The following is a 17,674-nucleotide window of genomic DNA, read 5'->3' as shown; positions in this document are numbered from 1 at the left end:
ACAAATTCGGCATCGAGGCCACGGCGGGATGAACGGCGGCTCTGAAATCGTCGACCTCTTTGTCGTCGGCGGCGGCATCAACGGTGCGGGCATCGCACGCGACGCCGCCGGGCGCGGGCTTTCCGTCATCCTGTGCGAAAAGGACGACCTGGCCGAAGGCACCAGTTCGAGATCGGGCAAGCTCGTCCATGGTGGCCTGCGCTATCTCGAATACTACGAATTCCGCCTGGTGCGCGAGGCGCTGATCGAGCGCGAGGTGCTGCTGGAATCGGCGCCGCACATCATCTGGCCAATGCGCTTCGTGCTGCCGCACAGCCCGGATGACCGGCCGGCATGGCTGGTCCGGCTCGGCCTGTTCCTCTACGACCATCTCGGCGGCCGCAAGCGGCTGCCGCCGACCCGCACCCTGAACCTGCACACCGCGCCCGAGGGCGCGCCGATCAAGGACGCCTTCAAGCGCGGTTTCGAATATTCCGACTGCTGGGTCGACGATGCCCGCCTTGTGCTGATCAACGCACTTGATGCGCGCGAGCGTGGCGCCAGCATATTCACCCGAACCGCCTGCACCGCGGCCCGCCGCGAAAATGGCCTGTGGTCAGTCGAAACGCACGACATCCGCACCGGCGTCAGGACGACGGTGCGGGCACGCGCCCTGGTCAATGCAGCCGGTCCCTGGGTCAACGACATCATCAATCGCGTGGCGGGCCAGAACTCCAAGCGCAACGTCAGACTGGTCAAGGGCAGCCACATCGTCGTGCCCAAATTCTGGGAAGGCCGCCATGCCTATCTCGTCCAGAACAGTGACAAGCGTGTCATCTTCATCAATCCCTACCAGAACGATCTGGCGCTGATCGGCACCACCGACATTCCCTATGATGGCAGGCCCGAAGACGTCGCGGCGGACGCGAGCGAGATCGATTACCTGATCAAGGTGGTCAACCGCTACTTCAAGCGCGGGCTCGTGCGGGACGATGTGGTCTACAGCTTTTCCGGCGTCAGGCCGCTCTATGATGACAATGCCGACAACCCGAGCGCGGTGACCCGCGACTACATCTTCGAGCTCGACGCGCCATCTGGAGCGGCGCCGCTGCTCTCCGTGTTCGGGGGCAAGATCACCACCTTTCGCAAACTGGCCGAGCATGCGCTGGACAGGGTCGCTCCGTTCTTTCCCCGGATGGGCAAGCCCTGGACAGCGAAGGCTCATCTGCCTGGCGGTGACATCGCCAATGCCGATTTCGACCGGTTCCTCAGCGACCTCGGGCGCGAGTATCCATGGATGCCGGCATCGCTGATCGATCATTACGGCCGGCTTTACGGGACCAGAACACGTATTGTGGTCGGCAACGCCAGATCGCTCGCCGAGCTGGGGCGACGCTTCGGCACGGATTTCTTCGAGCGCGAGGCCAGCTATCTGTTCGAACAGGAATGGGCGATGACATCGGCCGATATTCTCGAACGACGCACCAAGCACGGCCTGCATCTTTCCAGCGAGGAAAGGTCGGCTTTCGAGGACTGGTGCGCAAGCCGGCTGGCGAGGGCGGGCTGATGGCGGGCTTCGATTCCGGCTCCACGGAATTCCGGATGTTGCGCTCCTTTTCCGCCAGCATCGGCGCCGATCCGTTGCTGGTCCAGGGCGCCGGCGGCAACACCTCCATCAAGCAGGATGGCGTGTTGTGGATCAAGGCTTCCGGCACCTGGCTGATGAACGCGCTCACCGGCGACATCATGGTGCCGGTCGCGCTGGAGCCGCTGCTCGACGCTTTGGCGCATCGCAGCGACGCCGCCGAGAAGGCCGGGCAGTTCACGCTGGAGGAACTCAATCCCCGGCGGCTGCGGCCTTCCATCGAGACGACGGTGCATGCGCTGATGCGGCAGAAGATCGTCGTCCATGTCCATTGTGTCGAGACGATCTCGATCGCCGTCCAGGCCAATGCGGAAACCTTGCTGGAAGAGCGCCTGCGCGGTCTTGATTGGGCATTCGTGCCTTATCGAAGGCCGGGCCTGCCGCTGGCGCAGGCCATAGCGGAGCGCCTGAAGCCCGCGACCAACGTACTCGTGCTCGGCAATCACGGGCTGGTGGTCGCGGCGGACACGGTTGGCGAAGCAGCTTTGCTGCTGCAGCGGGTCACCGGATTGCTCGCTCGCTCGCCACGGCCGGCCTCGGCGCCCGACATCGACGCGTTGCTCAGGCTCGCCATCGGCAGCGACTACCGGCTTCCCGCCTCGATCGCGGCGCATAGCGTCGCGACCGATCTCGCCAGTTGCCGGATCGCCGCTTCGGGCAGCCTCTACCCGGATCATGTGATCTTCCTTGGGGTCGGATCGACGATCGCCGGTCCGGACGAGAATGCAGCGGCCGTCGTCGCCCGGAGCGCCGTCGCTCCCACGTCCATTCTGTTTCCAGGCAAGGGCATCCTGATGCGCCGCGACGCCAATGCCGGTGCCGAAGCAATGGCGCGATGCCTGGCCGATGTCGCAGCGCGCGTCGATGGCTCGGTGCGCCTCAATTATCTGAGCCCGAAGGACAATGCCGAGCTCCTGAACTGGGACGCCGAAAAATATCGCCAGGAACTCAACCGCACCGGGGTGACGCTGCAATGACGGCATTCGTCGCCTCGATCCCACGGCAACGCTGAGAAGGGGAGCGGTCTTGGCGTTCACGCTCTCCCTCAACACCAATCCGCTGGTCAACCGCTTTGCCGAGCCGGACGATCTGATCGACACCATTGCCCATGACATCGGCATCAGGGACGTGCAGCTCACGCATGAGTTCATCAATCCCGGTTGGCCGGCGGCGACGATCTCGAAGTTCGTGCGCCTGTTCCGCGGCGCGCTGGATCGTACCGGCGTACGCGTCACCTCGGGCATGACCGGCCCCTATGGCCGGCTGAACCATTTCGGCCATCCCGACGCCGACGTGCGCCGCTACTATGTCGACTGGTTCAAGACCTTTGCCGACATCTCGGCCGAACTCGGCGCCAGCGGCATGGGCACGCAATTCGCCATCTTCACCCACCGGGACTATGACGACCCCGAGCGCCGCGCGCGGCTGTTCGACATCGCGCTGGAATGCTGGCGCGATGTCGCCGAACACGCCAGCGCGGCCGGGCTGACCTACCTGTTCTGGGAGCCGATGTCGGTCGGCCGCGAATTCGGCCACACCATCGAAAACTGCCGGGCGCTGCAGAATGCGATCGACGCGGCGGGGATGGCGATCCCGCTAGAGATGATGGTCGACATCGATCATGGCGACGTGACCTCCAGCAACCCGGATGACATCGACCCCTATGCCTGGGCCGAAGCCTTTCCCAGGCGGTCGCCGATTATCCATATCAAGCAGTCGTCGATGAACAAGGGCGGCCATTGGCCGTTCATTGCCGCCCACAACAGGGATGGCCGCATAACGCCGGAAAAGTTTCTCGAGACGGTGCGGCGCGGCGGCGGCACCGATAACGAGATCTGCCTCGAACTCTCGTTTCGCGAGCGCGAGCCGGTCGACCACCAGGTCGTCGCCATGATCCGCGAGTCGGTCGACTACTGGGCGCCCTTCATCGAAACCGGCAGGTCGAACCTATCGCTGCGGACAAAGTAAAACGGGCAGGAGCCGATGCGGCTCCTGCCCGTGGAACACGGCCGGATTTCGAGCCGGCGGAACTCAGCCGAATTTCGGATCGAGACTGCCCGACTTGTAGCGCTTGGCCATTTCCGAGACCGGCAGCGGCTTGATCTTCGGCGCGTTGCCGGCGGTGCCGAACTGCTCGAAGCGTTCCTTGCACAGCTTTCGCATCGCCGCCATGGCCGGCGTGAGGTACTTGCGCGGGTCGAACTCGCTCGGGTTCTCGGTCAGCACCTTGCGGATCGCGCCGGTCAGCGCCATGCGGTTGTCGGTGTCGATGTTGATCTTGCGCACGCCATGCTTGATGCCGCGCTGGATCTCTTCCACCGGCACGCCCCAGGTCGGCTTCATCTGGCCGCCATATTTGTTGATGATCTCCTGCAGATCCTCCGGCACCGAGGACGAGCCGTGCATGACCAGATGCATGTTCGGCAGGCGGCGGTGGATCTCTTCGATGACATTCATCGCCAGCACCGCGCCGTCCGGCTTGCGCGAGAACTTGTAGGCACCGTGGCTGGTGCCCATGGCCACCGCCAGCGCATCGACATGCGTATCGCGCACGAACTGTTCGGCCTGAACGGGATCGGTCAGCAACTGGTCGTGGCTGACGGCGCCTTCGACGCCGTGGCCGTCTTCCTGCTCGCCGCCGCCCATTTCGAGCGAACCGAGCACGCCGATCTCGCCTTCCACCGACACGCCGCCCCAATGCGCCATGTCGACGACGCGCTTGGTGATGCCGGAATTGTAGGAATAGTCGGCCGGCGTCTTTCCGTCTTCCTTGAGCGACCCGTCCATCATGACAGAGGTGAAGCCGTGCTGGATCGCCGTGACGCAGGTGGCTTCGTTGTTGCCATGGTCGAGATGCATGCAGACCGGGATATCGGGATGGATTTCGACCAGCGCGTCGATCAGCTTGGCCAGCACCACGTCATTGGCATAGGCGCGCGCGCCGCGGCTCGCCTGCAGGATGACAGGCGATTTGGTCTCCTCCGCCGCCTCCATGATGGCAAGGCCCTGTTCCATGTTGTTCATGTTGAAGGCGGGCACGCCATAGCCGTACTCGGCGGCGTGATCGAGCAATTGTCTCAGTGTGATGCGAGCCAACGATTAGTCTCCCGTATCTGGTTTCAAGCCTGTGGTTGCGGACTGTCCGCGCATCGTTCAGCCCACCGATGCTTCTGGCCGGATTTCCGGACAACCGCAACCGTCAGAGGGCGCCCCGATAGCAATTCTTGTTACAGCGCCGCCATGAAAACGAAACGAATATCCCAAGTGAATAACACATTATCACAAATTCTTTGATGTGAATGAGCCGTTTGGTGTTATATTGCAGGCCACGCGAGGCCTTGCCCGGCCCGCGCGAGGAAGCCAAGGAATGAAGAGCGACAGCCGCCGGCAAGGCATCATGGATTTTTTGATGGACGCCGGAACAGCGAGCGTCGACGACCTTGCATCGCGCTTCGGCGTGTCGAGGATGACCGTGCACCGCGACCTCGACGAGCTTGAGGAGAGCGGCTTCCTGCGCAAGGTGCGCGGCGGTGCCTCGATCCAGCCCAGCGGCCTGTTCGAAAGCGATTTCCGCTACCGGCAGAAGCAGGCGACCGAGGAAAAGCAACGCCTGGCGGCAGCAGCGGCGGCGATGATCGAACCCGGCCAGACGGTGATCATCGATGATGGCTCGACGGCGGGTGGCATTGCCGGCCGGCTTTCGGACTTGCGCCCGTTGACCGTGATCACCAACAATCTGGCCGTCATCGAGGAACTGTCTGGCGTCGGCGGGATCACCCTCATCGCGCTTGGCGGCCTCTACAGCAAGAAATTCCACGGCTTCTTCGGTCTGCTCGCCGAGGACACGCTGAAATCGCTGCGCGCCGATGTCGCCTTCCTGTCGTCATCCGCCATCCACGGCGCTTCCGCTTTCCACCAGGACCAGGAAGTGGTCCAGACCAAGCGCCTGATGATGGCCGCCGCTGCCCGCAAATATCTGCTGGTCGATCACGGCAAGTTCGGCCGCACGGCCCTGCATTTCCTCACTGGCCTCAAGGCGTTCGACGCGGTCTTCACCGGTCGTGAGCTCGAGCCCGGACTGCGCGAGGCGCTGGATGCCGCAGGCGTCTCGCTGACATTGGTCGACAAACACTAGGGAGTACGCGTGGTTTACTGGGTTGGCACAAGTTGGAAGATGAACAAGACGCTTGCCGAGGCGCTGGCGTTCGCCGAGATATTGGCCGGGTTCATCCCCGGTTTCGACGATCGCATCCAGCCTTTCATCATCCCGCCCTTCACGGCGGCCCGCGAAGTCAGGCAGGCGCTGTCGCGGACGCGGATCAAGGTCGGCGCCCAAAACATGCACTGGGCCGATGCCGGCGCCTGGACCGGCGAGATCTCGCCGCTGATGCTGAAGGATTGCGGCCTCGATCTGGTCGAGCTCGGCCACAGCGAACGGCGCGAGCACTTTGGCGAGACCGATCGTACCGTCGGTCTCAAGACCGCCGCGGCGGTGAAGCACGGGCTGGTGCCGCTGGTCTGCGTTGGCGAGACATTGGCGGAACGCGAAAGTGGGCAGGCCGATGCCGTGCTGACGGCGCAGGTGCGGGGTGCGCTGCAATTCCTCGAAGGCGAGGCGAAGGGCGCGAAGATCCTGTTCGCCTACGAGCCCGTCTGGGCGATCGGTGACAAGGGCATTCCGGCCAGCTCCGACTATGCCGACAAACAGCAGGCACTGATCAAGACCGTTGCAGGCGATTTGCTGCCGTCCGTGCCGCCGGTGCTCTATGGCGGCAGCGTCAATCCCGGCAATGCCGCCGAGCTGATCGGCCAGCCCAATGTCGACGGCTTGTTCATCGGCCGCTCCGCCTGGCAGGCGGAAGGCTACATCGACATCCTCAAGCGCGCCTCGGCGGCAATCTGAACCAGTCGAGATATCATTCAGTCAAGGAAGGACACGACCATGAAAATAGCCATTGGAGCCGACAGCGCCGGCAAGCCGCTGCTCGACGTCATCGCCGCGCATCTCGCCACCAAGCCCGGCATCACCGTCAGCGATCTGAGCCAGGCCGGCTACTATGCCGACCTTTCGCAGAATCTCGCCCAGACGATTGTCGAGGGCAAGAACGATCGCGGCATCCTGTTCTGCGGCACCGGCATCGGTGTTTCCATCTCGGCCAACAAGGTTCCCGGCATTCGCGCCGCGCTCACCCACGACACCTATTCGGCCGAGCGCGCGGCGAAATCCAACAACGCCCAGATCATCACCATGGGCGCCCGCGTCATAGGGCCGGAACTGGCCAAGGCGATCGTCGATACGTGGCTTGCTTCTGAGTTCGACGAGAAGGGGCCATCGGCCGGCAATGTTCAGGCCATCGACAGGCTGGATGCGGCCAAGCGCTAGCTCAAGCTCTTGCGTATCGCGCCGATGACCGTCACGGCCGACGCCGCACCCGGATCCAGATAGCCGAGCGAGCGTTCGCCGAGCCGCGACGAGCGGCCCTTCTGCGCGATCATGTCCTTGGTCGCCTCCGCGCCGCGTTCGGCCGCGGCGAGTGCTGCTTCGAGACTTTCGGACAGCGTCTTGCCGGCTGCATTGGCCGCGGCGGCCGCTTCGGCCGCCGGCTGCCGGGCATCGACCATCGTCTTTTCGCCAGGTTCCGCCTTGCCGCGATCCTTGATGCCTTGTGCCATGGCCTGGAACAGGGCGTTGAAGTCCGCATCCGCCAGCGTCACCTTGCCCTTGACGGCGGAAGCCGCTCGCATGAAGGCCGTCGCGTAGAGCGGGCCTGACGAGGCGCCGACGGCATTGAGGAAAGATTTCGCCGCCGTGTTGAGCAGCGCCGTCGGCTCGGTCGTCGCAAGGTCGAGCGATGCCAGCGCATCGCGCACCGCGTCGAAGCCGAGCGCCATCGCAATGCCGTGGTCGGCGTCGCCAATGACACCGTCGAGTTGGCAGAGCCGGTCCTTGTCGGCCTCTATCGCCACCGCGATGGCGTCGAACATTCTTTTCAGGTCAGCGGCGTCGATGGTCACGGGGTCGCTCTTTCGTCAGCCGGCACGGAACATCGCGCAGTCGCAGGGGTGGTCGAGCATGGTCTGCAACTCGCCGTCGAGATGCATCAGTGTCACGGAGGCGCCGGCCATTTCCAGCGACGTGCAGTAATTGCCGACCCAGGTCGCGTGGATGGAAACGCCGATCGCGTCGAGCCTCTGCTTGACCCGGCGGTTCATGATGTAGAGCTCCATCAGCGGCGTCGAGCCGAGCGAGTTGACCAGAACCGCGACCTTGTCGCCACGCGAAGGCGCCATCTCGGCGAAAATCCTGTCCAGCATCTCGTCCGTGATCTCGTCGGCGGTTTTGAGCTTGGCGCGGGCGATGCCGGGTTCGCCATGGATGCCCATGCCGATCTCCATCTCGTCCGCGCCGATCTCGAAATTCGACCGCCGCGTCTGCGGCAGCGAGCAGGGCGACAGCGCCACGCCCATGGTGAAGGTGTGGTCGTTGGCCTTGCGCGCGATACGCTCGCATTCGTCGAAGGAGAGCATCCGGTCGCAGGCGGCACCGGCCGCCTTGAAGATGAAGAAATTGCCGGCGACGCCGCGGCGCTTGTGCCGCTGGTCGCGCGGTGCCGAGGCGACGTCGTCGGTGGTCAGCACCGTGCGCACCTCGATGTCGTCCATCGCGGCCATCTCAGCCGCCATGTCGAAATTCATCACGTCGCCGGCATAGTTGCCGTACATGAACAGCACGCCGGCGCCACCGCTGACCGCCTTGGCGCATTCGAGGATCGGATCAGGCGGCGGCGAGGCGAAGACATTGCCGATGGCCGCCGCGTCCGCCAGTCCCTTGCCGACAAAGCCGAGGAAGGTCGGCTCATGGCCCGAACCGCCGCCGATGACGAGCCCGACCTTGCCGGGCCGCGGCCCGTCGCGGGCGATGATCGAGCGCGGGCTGGCGTCCACGCTTCTGAGATGGCCGGGATGCGCGGCCAGGATCCCTTCGAGCATCTCGTCGACGGCGCGGTTGCCGTCATTGATGATCTTCTTGGTCTGCACCGGCATCCTCCCGATTTCGGCATTTTCCGAGATACTACAGGCTGTTACCGGGATTTCCACCCGGCGAAGCGTATTTCAGGCCATGACGCGTTCCCGCGCGGCCAGGATCTGGACACAGGCATTGGCAGCTTCCTTGCCCTTGACGGTGAAGTGCTCGAAGAAGAAGCGGTGATGCTCGGTGTTGTCGTGGTAATTGTGCGGCGTGAGCACCGCTGAAAGCACCGGCACGCCGGTCGACAGCTGCACGTTCATCATACCATCGATCACCGCGCTGGCGACGAACTCATGCCGATAGATGCCGCCGTTGACGACAAACGCCGCACCCAGAATCGCGGCATAGCGGCCGGTCTGCGCCAGGGTCTGGGCGTGCAGCGGAATCTCGTAGGCGCCGGGCACGTCGAAGACATCGACGGTGAAGCGCCCGTCGCCAAGCGCGGAAAGCTCGGCCTCGAAGGCTTGCACGCACTGGTCGACGATATCGGCATGCCAGCGCGCGCGAATGACGGCGATGCGAACAGTTTCATAGTCTTTATGGGAATGCTGATTCATGGGTCCATCCTTCCGTTTCGAACCAGAATCAGGACGCACGATACGAAATGCGACCCACCAAGGCGGGCCGTCTTTCGTTTCGTTCTCTTCCATCCGGACTGTAACCGTCGGCTCCGGAATCACACCGGATCTGCTGACCTTTCCGAATTTGTCGGAAAGCGCTCGCGGGCTTGGGTCGAGACCCTTACCGCCGGTGGGGACTTTCACCCCGCCCTGAGAACTTTAACGCGGTTTGTATGGAAGGGCAGGGCGCCGCTGTCAACCGGACGAAAGGCTGATGCCGATCACGACCAAGGTGTGTCGAGATTCAGGTCAGGCCGAGTCGAAAACGGTGGGTTCCGAGAACCGGAGCGGAGCGTACTTAAGGTACGTGAGCACCGGAAGCGCAGGAAACTGCCGTTTGCAGGCCGGCATCACCTGAATATCAACATACCTTAACGCGGGCGCCATGCCGCCGCCGAAGCGGCAACCAGCATCAGCAATGCCGCAACCGCCGCGCAGGTCGCAAAACCGAAGGTCGAATAGAGCGGTCCGAAGGCGGTGGTGCCGACAAAGACCGCCAGATAGGTCACCGCGCTGTTCAGGCCCATGATCGTGCCGCGTCGCGACGGGTCGAGTGCCGACAGGCGCATCACCAGGACGTTCAGTCCGAAATGGTTGGCGAGGCCCCAGACCGCCACCATGGCTACGGTCTGGCCGAAGCTGTCGCTGGTCGCGGCGAGCGCGACATAGACGGCGGCGACCAGAAGATAGGCGAACGGCATGACGCGCCGCGCGCCCAGCCGATCGATAACGCCGTCTAGGAGAGCAGCCGTGCCGAAGCCGACACCATAGGCGAGCGCCGCCCACCCGTTGGCGCTCACTGGCCTCCCCAATCCACTGTGAAGGTGATCGCCGAGATAGCCATAGACACCGTAGAAGGCGGTCATGAAGGCGGCACAGGCGATGAGCAGCGGCACGATGCCGGGAATGCTGAGCGCGGCCAGCGGCGTCGGTGCGGGGCCGCTCTTCCTGGTGTCGCTCAGTGACGACAGCGTGAGACCGGCCAATGCCAGGGTTGCGAGGAGCGCGACGGCGGCGAAAACCGCACGCCAATGCACGAGATCGGCAAGCACGGCCGACAGTGAAACACCGGCGACCATGCTCAAGGTCCAGCCGGTCAAAACGACGCCGATGGTGCCGCTTTCGCGTCCAGGCGGGGCGATCGCCGCCGAACTCGCATAGATCGCCGGCATGGCAATACCGGCGGCGATGCCGGCGAGCAGTTGCGCCGCGACAAGCATCATCACCGTCGGCGCCGCAGCACTTGCGACGAGTGCGATCGCCAGCAGCAGCAAGGCGCCCTGCAGCATCCGGCGTGCGCCAATCCGGTCGATGTAGCGCGCCAGGAACAGGGCGCTTGCCGAGGTTCCGAGGCCGAACACGGCGGAGGCGATCATGACGACCGGCACGCTTGTCGCGAAGGACGATGCCACGGCCGGTGCTATCGGGCCAAGGACGAGGGAGTTCGAGCCGATCACGGCGATGCATCCGGTCAGCAGATAGGCGAGGGCCGGGATGGGCGCCCTGGCGTTCGCGGCCAACGTTGCTGCTTGATCACTGTTCGACATATGACCATAATGGCCGCATTGAATTCTGCGGCAACCAGGAATCTCGATATGGATGAAGAAACAGATGACATTCTGCGGAACAAGCCAGCGGCCCGCGATGTCGACGCGATCGACCGAAAGATATTAGGCGTTCTGGTCGATGATGCGACGGTCAGTTATGCCGAACTAGGCGATCGTGTTGGCCTTTCACCGCCAGCCGCCCATGAGCGCGTCAAGCGCCTTCGACGCAGCGGCGCCATCCGAAACACCGCCGTCATCATCGATCCCAAGGCAGTGAAGAAGCCGTTGCTCGCCTTTGTCCATATCGACACCAGAGGGTGGGGAAAGACACCGGAACTGATGGCGGTCTCGGAGTACCCCGAGGTCGAGGAGATCCACACCGTCGCCGGTGACACCTGCATGTTGCTGAAGGTCCGCACCGAAGACACGAGAGCGCTCGAAGGGCTCCTCGCGCGCCTCTACGAGACGCCGGGGGTCACCTCGACGCGCAGCTATGTGGTTCTGTCGACCTATCTCGAGCGGCCGGTGCAGCCCGGCGTCACCGCGAACTGGCCGACGCCCAAGCACATGGCCGAACCTCTGTACTAGAGGGCGGTACGGAGCCAGCGCCGGTGGTGCCAGCGCGTTACGCCCGCTCCGGGAACATCGCCTTCAGGCCCTCGCGCGAGGCCTTGGCGACGCCGCGTTCGGTGATCAGTCCGGTCACCAGCCGCGCCGGCGTCACGTCGAAGGCCGGGTTTGCCGCGGGCGTCGCCTCGGGCGATATGCGCACCTGGGCGATCTCGCCCTTGGCGGTCTTGCCCCACACCAGCGAGACCTCGTCGGCCGAGCGCTGCTCGATCGGGATCTCGGCCAGCCCGTCATGCACCGTCCAGTCGATGGTCGGCGACGGCAAGGCGACATAGAACGGCACGTCATTGTCCGCGGCGGCAAGCGCCTTCAGATAGGTGCCGATCTTGTTGCAGACATCGCCATCGGCGGTGGTTCGGTCGGTGCCGACAATGACCATGTCGATCTCGCCGCGCTGCATCAGGTGGCCGCCGGCATTGTCGACGATCAGCGTGTGCGGCACGCCGTGGCCGGCCATCTCCCAGGCGGTCAGCTGGGCACCCTGGTTGCGCGGCCGCGTCTCGTCGACATAGACGTGGACCGGAATGCCGGCTTCGGTTGCCAGGTAGATCGGCGCCGTTGCAGTGCCATAGTCGACTGTGGCCAGCCAGCCGGCATTGCAATGGGTCAGGATATTGACCGGCTCGCCCTTCTGCTTGCGCGCCGCGATGTCCTTGATGATGGCGAGGCCGTTGGCGCCGATGGCGCGGTTGAGGCCGACATCCTCATCGGCGATCTCACTGGCGCGCCGATAGGCGGCTGCGGCGCGTTGTTCTGTTGGCAGCGGCCGCAGGAAACTCCGCATCCCATCCAGCGCCCAGCGCAGGTTGATCGCGGTCGGGCGAGTTTCGTGCAAGGTCTCCCAGACGGCATCAAGTGCGGCGTCCGACGGATCATCCGCCATCTGCATGGCGACGCCATAGGCAGCGGTGACGCCAATCAGCGGCGCGCCGCGCACCCACATGTCGCGGATGGCGGTGGCGATGCCGGCGACGGTGCCGATCCTCTCGATGCGGAAATCATGCGGCAGCCAGCGCTGGTCGATGATCTCCACCGAACGCCCGTCGTCGCTCAGCCAGATGGTACGATAGTGGCGGTCGCCGACGTTCAAATGCTGTTCTCCTGTTCGATCAGCGTGGCCAGGGTGTTGACCTCGTCGATGCTGTGGATCTGGCGCCGGTTGACGGCGATGTGACGGCCGAACTTCAACGCCTTCGCCTCACATGTGGCGCGCAGGTCCTCGTCGGCAATGGTCTCGAAATCGGCATTGTGGGCGAGGCCGAGGATGCGCCGGTGAACCTCGATGCCGGCAAAGCCGAGCAGATCGGTCCAGACCTGATGCAGCACGTGGTCAAGCGCCTGCTCGGCGCCCAGCCTGTCGCCCTGATCCTCGAACAGGCTTTTCTGGTAGAGCATGCCGGTGCGCTCGGTGCGCCACAGATGCGAGAACTCGGCGCGGAACACCGACCACGTCTCGACGACGACATCGAGCAGATAGGCGCGCATGGCATCGCGCTTGCCCGTCTGTTCATGGCCGCGCTGCGAGAAGAAAGACATCCAGAAATTGGCGAGCAGCATGCCGACATCGAACGCCATCGGTCCGTAGAAGGCGAACTCCGGATCGATCATCCGCGTTTCGCTATCTGTCACCATGATCGAGCCGGAATGCAGGTCGCCATGCAGCAGTGTCTCGGCATTGGCGGCGAAGATATGCTTCAGCCGCTGCGCCTCGACCTTGAGATCTCGGTCGGCGCGCAGTTTGGCAACGAGGCCGTCGAGTTGCGGGCTGGTATGCCGGTTCATCCTGGCATCGAAATACGGGTCTGAGAACACCAAGTTCTCGGTGATGTCGCAGAGTTCGACATTGTCCGCGAACAGCGCCAGATCGGCCTTGCGGTCCTTGGTCACCATGGAGAGGTCGGAGCCGCGAAACAGGGTGCGGGCCATGAACAGGCCGATATCCCTGGCGATATTTGGCAGCCGCCGGCCTTCGATCAGCGCCCGCCGCAGGATGATGTGCGGCGACAGATACTCCATGATGATCAGCGCCTGGCCTTCATCGAAATGATAGATCGCCGGCACCGAGCCCGGCGCACGCGCCTCCTGCCGGGTCAGCGCGTGATATTCGAAGAAGGAGCGCTTCAGCGGCAATGGCCAGCTGTCGCCGACCAGGCGGACATAGGGCAGGGCCTGCTTGACCACGGCGGCACCGCTGGCACCCTCGACGATGAACACCAGGTTCAGATTGCCGTCACCGACCTCGCGGACTTTCCAGCGTGTCGTGTCCTTGCCGATCTTCGCGCATAGCGCCTCGTTCGTGCCAAGGCGCGTTGAAAGCGTCTCCACCGACAGTGCTTCGAACGGCAATTTCCCGGTCATTCTTCTCCCTCCCGCCTATGCGCTCCGATCATAGGGGAGCCTTAGCGGCTGGGCCAAGCTAGGAAGCTGTCTGGCAATTGTCAATCGTGTTGACAATTGCCGACATAGACCATAGCGTCACGGTCAGGGAGGAACGCATGGTCGGCAGTGCCGTGTTCCGCGTAGAGGGACTGAGGAAATCCTTTGGCCAGAACGAGGTGCTTGGCGGCGTCTCGCTGGAGCTTCATGCCGGTGAAGTGACGGTGCTGATGGGCGCCAACGGCGCTGGCAAATCCACCCTCGTCAAGATCATCAGCGGCGTCTATGAGCGCGGCGGCGGCACGATGAGCCTCGCCGGCCAGGACTTCGCGCCGAACACGCCGGCGGAGGCGATCCGCGCCGGCGTCGTCACCGTTCACCAGAACATCAATGACGGGGTCGTCGCCGATCTCGATGTCGCCACCAACCTGACCCTGGACCGGCTGAGCGGCAGCGGCGCCCCGTTCCTGTTCAATCCAGCCCGGGTGCGCCGCGAGGCCAAGGCGGTCGCCGACCGCATGGGTCTGGCCATCGATCTCAAGGCCCGCGTCAACGACCTTTCGCTGGCCGATCGCCAGATGGTGGCGATCGCGCGTGCTTTGGCACACCAGCCGAAAGTGCTCATTCTCGACGAGCCGACGTCATCACTGTCCAGCGCCGAGGCCGACCGGCTGTTTGCGCTGATCGACAGGTTGCGCGAACAAGGCGTGGCGATCCTCTACATCTCGCATCGCATGTCTGACATCCGGCGGCTTGCCGACCGCATCGTCTCGATGCGCGACGGGGTCATCTCAGGCGTTTTCGACAGGAAACCGCTCGACTATGAAGGCGCGGTCAACGCCATGCTCGGCCGCAAGATCCATCTCGACCAGATCGTTGCCGGGAACTCAGTCAAGGCGATCCTGACCATCGACGGCCTGCGCATCGCGCCGGGCGCCAGGCCGATCTCGCTGACGCTCGGCGATGGCGAGGTCGTCGCCATCACCGGCCTCGTCGGCGTCGGCAAGACGGCGCTGGCCGAGACGCTGTTTGGCGTGCGCCGGCCGCTCGCCGGCACCATGACGATGAACGGCAAGCCTTATACGCCGGGATCGGCGGGCGAGGCGATCGCCGCCGGCGTGTTCCTGGTCGCCAAGGATCGTGCCACCAGCGGCATCGTTGGCGGCTTCAACATCGAGCGCAATGTCAGCCTGCCGTTCCTCAAGCGGATGTCGAATCTGGGCGTGCTCAAGCGCCGTCTCGAACGCGCCACCGCGCGCCGGCAGATCGAGGAACTCGGCATCGTCTGTCGCTCCGAGAAAGATGACCTGGCGTCCCTCTCGGGCGGCAACCAGCAGAAGGTGATGGTCGCTCGCTGGATGGCGCAGGACGCAACGCTGTTCATCCTCGACGAGCCGTTTCAGGGCGTCGACATCTCGGCCGGGCGCGATATCGCCGCCAAGCTGAGGGCCAGCGCCAATGGCCGCGCGACGTTGCTGTTCGTCACCGAACTCGATGAGGCGCTGGAGACGGCCGACCGCATCCTGGTGATGTCGGAGCAGACCATCGTTGGCGAACATCGCAACGCCGAAGTCGATCTCGATCGCCTGCTGGCCGAGGTGGCCGGCGGGCCTTTGCACAACGCGGCCTGAGCGTGGCGGCGGGTAAAGGGGAATTGGAATGGAGAGACTATGAGTTGGGTAAGAACGGCAGCGGCGCGCGGGGGCGCTGAATGACGCTGCGCGACCACGCCATCCGCTACGGGTTCATCGTCCTGCTGTTCGGGCTGGTCGCCTATTTCGCGATCGCCGCCGACGGTTTCGTCTCGCCGCAAAGTGCCGTCTTCATCTTCCAGTCGGTCGCCATCACCGGCGTGCTGGCGCTCGGCGTCACCGCCACTCTCGTCGTCGGTGGCTTCGATCTGTCGATCGGCTCGGTCGCCACCTCCGCCATGATGGCTGCGGCCTATGTGATGGTGGTGCTGGAGCAGAATGCCGTCGTCGCGGTCGTCGTCTGCCTGCTGATCGGCGCCATCGTTGGCCTGATCAACGGCTGGTTGATCGTCTACATGCGCGTGCCCGATCTTCTGGCGACGCTCGGCATGATGTTCCTGCTCGTCGGCCTGCAGCGCATCCCGACCGAAGGCCGCTCGATCGCCACCGGCATGACGATGCCCGATGGCTCAGTCGCCAACGGCAAGTTCGGCGACGCCTTCCTGGCGCTCGGCCGCCACCGCTTCGATTTCTTCATCCCGAACCTCATTCCGGTGTCGGTCGTCGTGCTGCTCGTGCTCGCCGTGCTAATCTGGTTCTTCCTCGAATACACCCGCTTCGGCCGGATGATGTACGCGGTCGGCAGCAATGAGCGCGCCGCCGAACTCGCCGGCGCGCCTGTCAAGGCATACAAGATCTGGGCCTACGTCATTTCAGGAGTTTTTGCCTCGATTGGCGGCATTTTGCTCGCCGCCCGACTTGGACGCGGCGACATCGCCTCGGGTAATAATCTGCTGCTCGACGCTGTCGCGGCGGCGCTCATCGGCTACGCGGTGCTCGGCGCCGCCAAGCCGAACGCCTTCGGCACCGCCGTCGGCGCGCTGTTCGTCGGCATCTTGCTGCAAGGCCTGACCATGATGAACGCGCCTTACTACACGCAGGATTTCGTCAAGGGCGTGGTTCTGGTCGTCGCCCTTGTCTTCACCTTTGCACTTTCCGGCAGGGGCAGGGGATAGCTTTCGACTGGGCAGGATTTTGGGTTCAACAAGAGTGGAGGAAAACAAGGTGAACATCACAAGAAGACTTCTAGGGAAGGTCGCGCTCGGGCTGGCCGGCGCAACCATGCTGATGCAGTTCCCGGCACTGGCGGCGGACAAGCCGGCGCCGTTCGACAAGCCCGGCGTCAAGATCGCGCTGGTGCGCTATCTCTCGACCGGCGACTTCTTCCAGGCCTATCTGTCGGGCGTCGAGGCACAGTCGAAAGCGCTTGGTATCGATCTGCGCGTCCTCGACAGCCGCCAGGACGCCGCCCTTCAATCCGACATGGTCGATCAGGCCATCGCACTCGGCGTGCAGGGCATCATCATCCAGCACGGCCTGACGGAATCGATGAAGGACGCCGCCCAGCGCGCGGTCGATGCCGGCATCAAGGTGGTTGCTTTCGACGTCAATGTCGAAAACCCCAAGATCCCGCAGATCGAGCAGTCCGACCGCGACCTTGCGCGCCTGGCGCTCGAACAGGCGGTCAAGGACAATGGCGACAGCTGGAACGCCGGCTATGTCTATGTCGCCGGCATCGCGCCGCTCGATCGCCGCAACGAGACCTGGGTCGATGTGAAAAAGAAATACTCGGGCATCAAGGAAGTCGCGATGTTCGGCACGCTCGACAATCCGATCGCCAACTCCGTCGCCAACCAGGCGCGTTCGGTGCTGTCGGCCCACCCCGACATCAAGGTAATGTTCGCCCCCTATGACGAATTCGCCAAGGGCGTGAAGATCGCCGTCGACGAAGCCGGCCTGAACAAGGGTATCAAGATCTATTCGGCCGATATTTCGACGTCCGACATCGCCGCGATGCGCGAGCCCGATAGCGCCTGGGCGGCCACTGCGGCAACCAATCCGGCCGTCGTCGGCCAGGTCTCGGTGCGCGCGCTGGCACAGTTGCTCGCCGGTGAAGACCCCGGCCACAACGTCATCGTGCCGCCGACGCTGATCACCCAGAAGGAACTGGTCGACAAGGACATCAAGAACATGGAGGACCTGTCGGCCAAGCTGCCGCAGTTCGCCCATGCCGATGTCGCCATGCCGGCCTGGATGCCGAACCCGAACGCCAAGTAAGCTCGTCACGACACAAACGAAAAAGGGCGGCCCGCGAG

17 protein-coding genes and 1 riboswitch are annotated in these 17,674 nt (G+C 64.0%); of the genes, 10 read left to right on the top strand and 7 right to left on the bottom strand.

Annotation, left to right across the window (positions count from 1 at the left end; genetic code table 11):
* The first annotated feature begins 28 nt into the window (after positions 1-28).
* The 3 genes from AC56QQ_RS25295 to AC56QQ_RS25285 are packed head-to-tail and all read left to right on the top strand — an operon-like array spanning position 29 to position 3,592.
* Positions 29-1,546, top strand: a complete 1,518-nt coding sequence (locus AC56QQ_RS25295; RefSeq protein ID WP_497123798.1) for a glycerol-3-phosphate dehydrogenase — start codon at positions 29-31, stop codon at positions 1,544-1,546.
* Entirely contained in the window at positions 1,516-2,601 is a 1,086-nt protein-coding gene (locus AC56QQ_RS25290) for a class II aldolase/adducin family protein (protein WP_497123797.1), read from the top strand. The genes AC56QQ_RS25295 and AC56QQ_RS25290 overlap by 31 nt, the downstream gene beginning before the upstream one ends.
* Positions 2,602-2,650: 49 nt before the next feature.
* On the top strand, positions 2,651-3,592 hold the full coding sequence (locus AC56QQ_RS25285) for a sugar phosphate isomerase/epimerase family protein (RefSeq protein WP_497123796.1): 942 nt from the start codon (positions 2,651-2,653) through the stop codon (positions 3,590-3,592).
* A 63-nt stretch (positions 3,593-3,655) separates the two neighbouring features.
* On the opposite strand, the gene fba is transcribed toward AC56QQ_RS25285, so the two are convergent.
* Positions 3,656-4,720 carry a class II fructose-bisphosphate aldolase gene (gene fba, locus AC56QQ_RS25280; protein ID WP_489860276.1) on the bottom strand — a complete coding sequence of 355 codons (1,065 nt, stop codon included), beginning with the start codon at positions 4,718-4,720 and terminating at the stop codon, positions 3,656-3,658.
* A gap of 271 nt (positions 4,721-4,991) precedes the next feature.
* Here fba and AC56QQ_RS25275 point away from each other — a divergent pair, with 271 nt between their 5' ends.
* From AC56QQ_RS25275 to derI, 3 genes are read left to right on the top strand one after another with little or no spacing between them, the layout of a single operon-like run.
* Positions 4,992-5,759 (top strand): DeoR/GlpR family DNA-binding transcription regulator, encoded by a 768-nt coding sequence (locus AC56QQ_RS25275; RefSeq protein WP_497123795.1) that lies wholly within the window; start codon positions 4,992-4,994, stop codon positions 5,757-5,759.
* 39 nt (positions 5,760-5,798) lie between these two features.
* Positions 5,799-6,527, top strand: a complete 729-nt coding sequence (locus AC56QQ_RS25270; protein WP_497123794.1) for a triose-phosphate isomerase — start codon at positions 5,799-5,801, stop codon at positions 6,525-6,527.
* Between the two features lie 39 nt (positions 6,528-6,566).
* On the top strand, positions 6,567-7,007 hold the full coding sequence (gene derI / locus AC56QQ_RS25265; protein ID WP_489860278.1) for a D-erythrulose-4-phosphate isomerase: 441 nt from the start codon (positions 6,567-6,569) through the stop codon (positions 7,005-7,007).
* Here the strand turns inward: derI and dhaL are convergent.
* The 4 genes from dhaL to AC56QQ_RS25245 all read right to left on the bottom strand — a co-directional run bounded on the left by dhaL (position 7,004) and on the right by AC56QQ_RS25245 (position 10,821).
* The gene (gene dhaL, locus AC56QQ_RS25260) at positions 7,004-7,639 is read right to left on the bottom strand and encodes a dihydroxyacetone kinase subunit DhaL (protein ID WP_497123793.1); all 636 of its coding nucleotides are present in this window, start codon (positions 7,637-7,639) and stop codon (positions 7,004-7,006) included. The two genes, derI and dhaL, sit on opposite strands and share 4 nt — an antisense overlap.
* A 15-nt stretch (positions 7,640-7,654) precedes the next feature.
* Positions 7,655-8,662, bottom strand: coding sequence for a dihydroxyacetone kinase subunit DhaK (locus AC56QQ_RS25255; protein WP_497123792.1), 1,008 nt, complete (start codon positions 8,660-8,662; stop codon positions 7,655-7,657).
* A gap of 75 nt (positions 8,663-8,737) precedes the next feature.
* Positions 8,738-9,211 carry a 6,7-dimethyl-8-ribityllumazine synthase gene (locus AC56QQ_RS25250; protein WP_497123791.1) on the bottom strand — a complete coding sequence of 158 codons (474 nt, stop codon included), beginning with the start codon at positions 9,209-9,211 and terminating at the stop codon, positions 8,738-8,740.
* Between the two features lie 77 nt (positions 9,212-9,288).
* A riboswitch (FMN riboswitch) is annotated at positions 9,289-9,436 on the bottom strand.
* Between the two features lie 209 nt (positions 9,437-9,645).
* Complete coding sequence (locus AC56QQ_RS25245) at positions 9,646-10,821, bottom strand: MFS transporter (protein WP_497123790.1); 1,176 nt, start codon at positions 10,819-10,821, stop codon at positions 9,646-9,648.
* 48 nt (positions 10,822-10,869) lie between these two features.
* Here AC56QQ_RS25245 and AC56QQ_RS25240 point away from each other — a divergent pair, with 48 nt between their 5' ends.
* On the top strand, positions 10,870-11,409 hold the full coding sequence (locus tag AC56QQ_RS25240) for an Lrp/AsnC family transcriptional regulator (RefSeq protein ID WP_091576578.1): 540 nt from the start codon (positions 10,870-10,872) through the stop codon (positions 11,407-11,409).
* A gap of 37 nt (positions 11,410-11,446) precedes the next feature.
* Here AC56QQ_RS25240 and mtnA read toward each other — a convergent pair whose 3' ends face one another.
* The gene (mtnA, locus tag AC56QQ_RS25235) at positions 11,447-12,541 is read right to left on the bottom strand and encodes an S-methyl-5-thioribose-1-phosphate isomerase (protein WP_497123789.1); all 1,095 of its coding nucleotides are present in this window, start codon (positions 12,539-12,541) and stop codon (positions 11,447-11,449) included.
* Positions 12,538-13,809 carry an S-methyl-5-thioribose kinase gene (gene mtnK / locus AC56QQ_RS25230; RefSeq protein ID WP_497123788.1) on the bottom strand — a complete coding sequence of 424 codons (1,272 nt, stop codon included), beginning with the start codon at positions 13,807-13,809 and terminating at the stop codon, positions 12,538-12,540. Before mtnK ends, mtnA begins: the two co-directional genes overlap by 4 nt.
* 137 nt (positions 13,810-13,946) lie before the next feature.
* Between mtnK and AC56QQ_RS25225 the strand changes: the two genes are divergently transcribed.
* The 3 genes from AC56QQ_RS25225 (at position 13,947) to AC56QQ_RS25215 (ending at position 17,636) form a co-directional block, all read left to right on the top strand.
* Positions 13,947-15,458, top strand: a complete 1,512-nt coding sequence (locus AC56QQ_RS25225; protein WP_497123787.1) for a sugar ABC transporter ATP-binding protein — start codon at positions 13,947-13,949, stop codon at positions 15,456-15,458.
* Positions 15,459-15,538: 80 nt separating this feature from the next.
* Positions 15,539-16,534 carry an ABC transporter permease gene (locus AC56QQ_RS25220; RefSeq protein ID WP_091576572.1) on the top strand — a complete coding sequence of 332 codons (996 nt, stop codon included), beginning with the start codon at positions 15,539-15,541 and terminating at the stop codon, positions 16,532-16,534.
* A 49-nt stretch (positions 16,535-16,583) separates the two neighbouring features.
* Positions 16,584-17,636 (top strand): substrate-binding domain-containing protein, encoded by a 1,053-nt coding sequence (locus AC56QQ_RS25215; RefSeq protein WP_497123786.1) that lies wholly within the window; start codon positions 16,584-16,586, stop codon positions 17,634-17,636.
* Positions 17,637-17,674: the final 38 nt, after the last annotated feature.

The sequence above is a fragment of the Mesorhizobium sp. RCAM 05099 genome (genome assembly GCF_059683685.1).
This window is presented reverse-complemented; position numbering and strand designations above follow the sequence as displayed.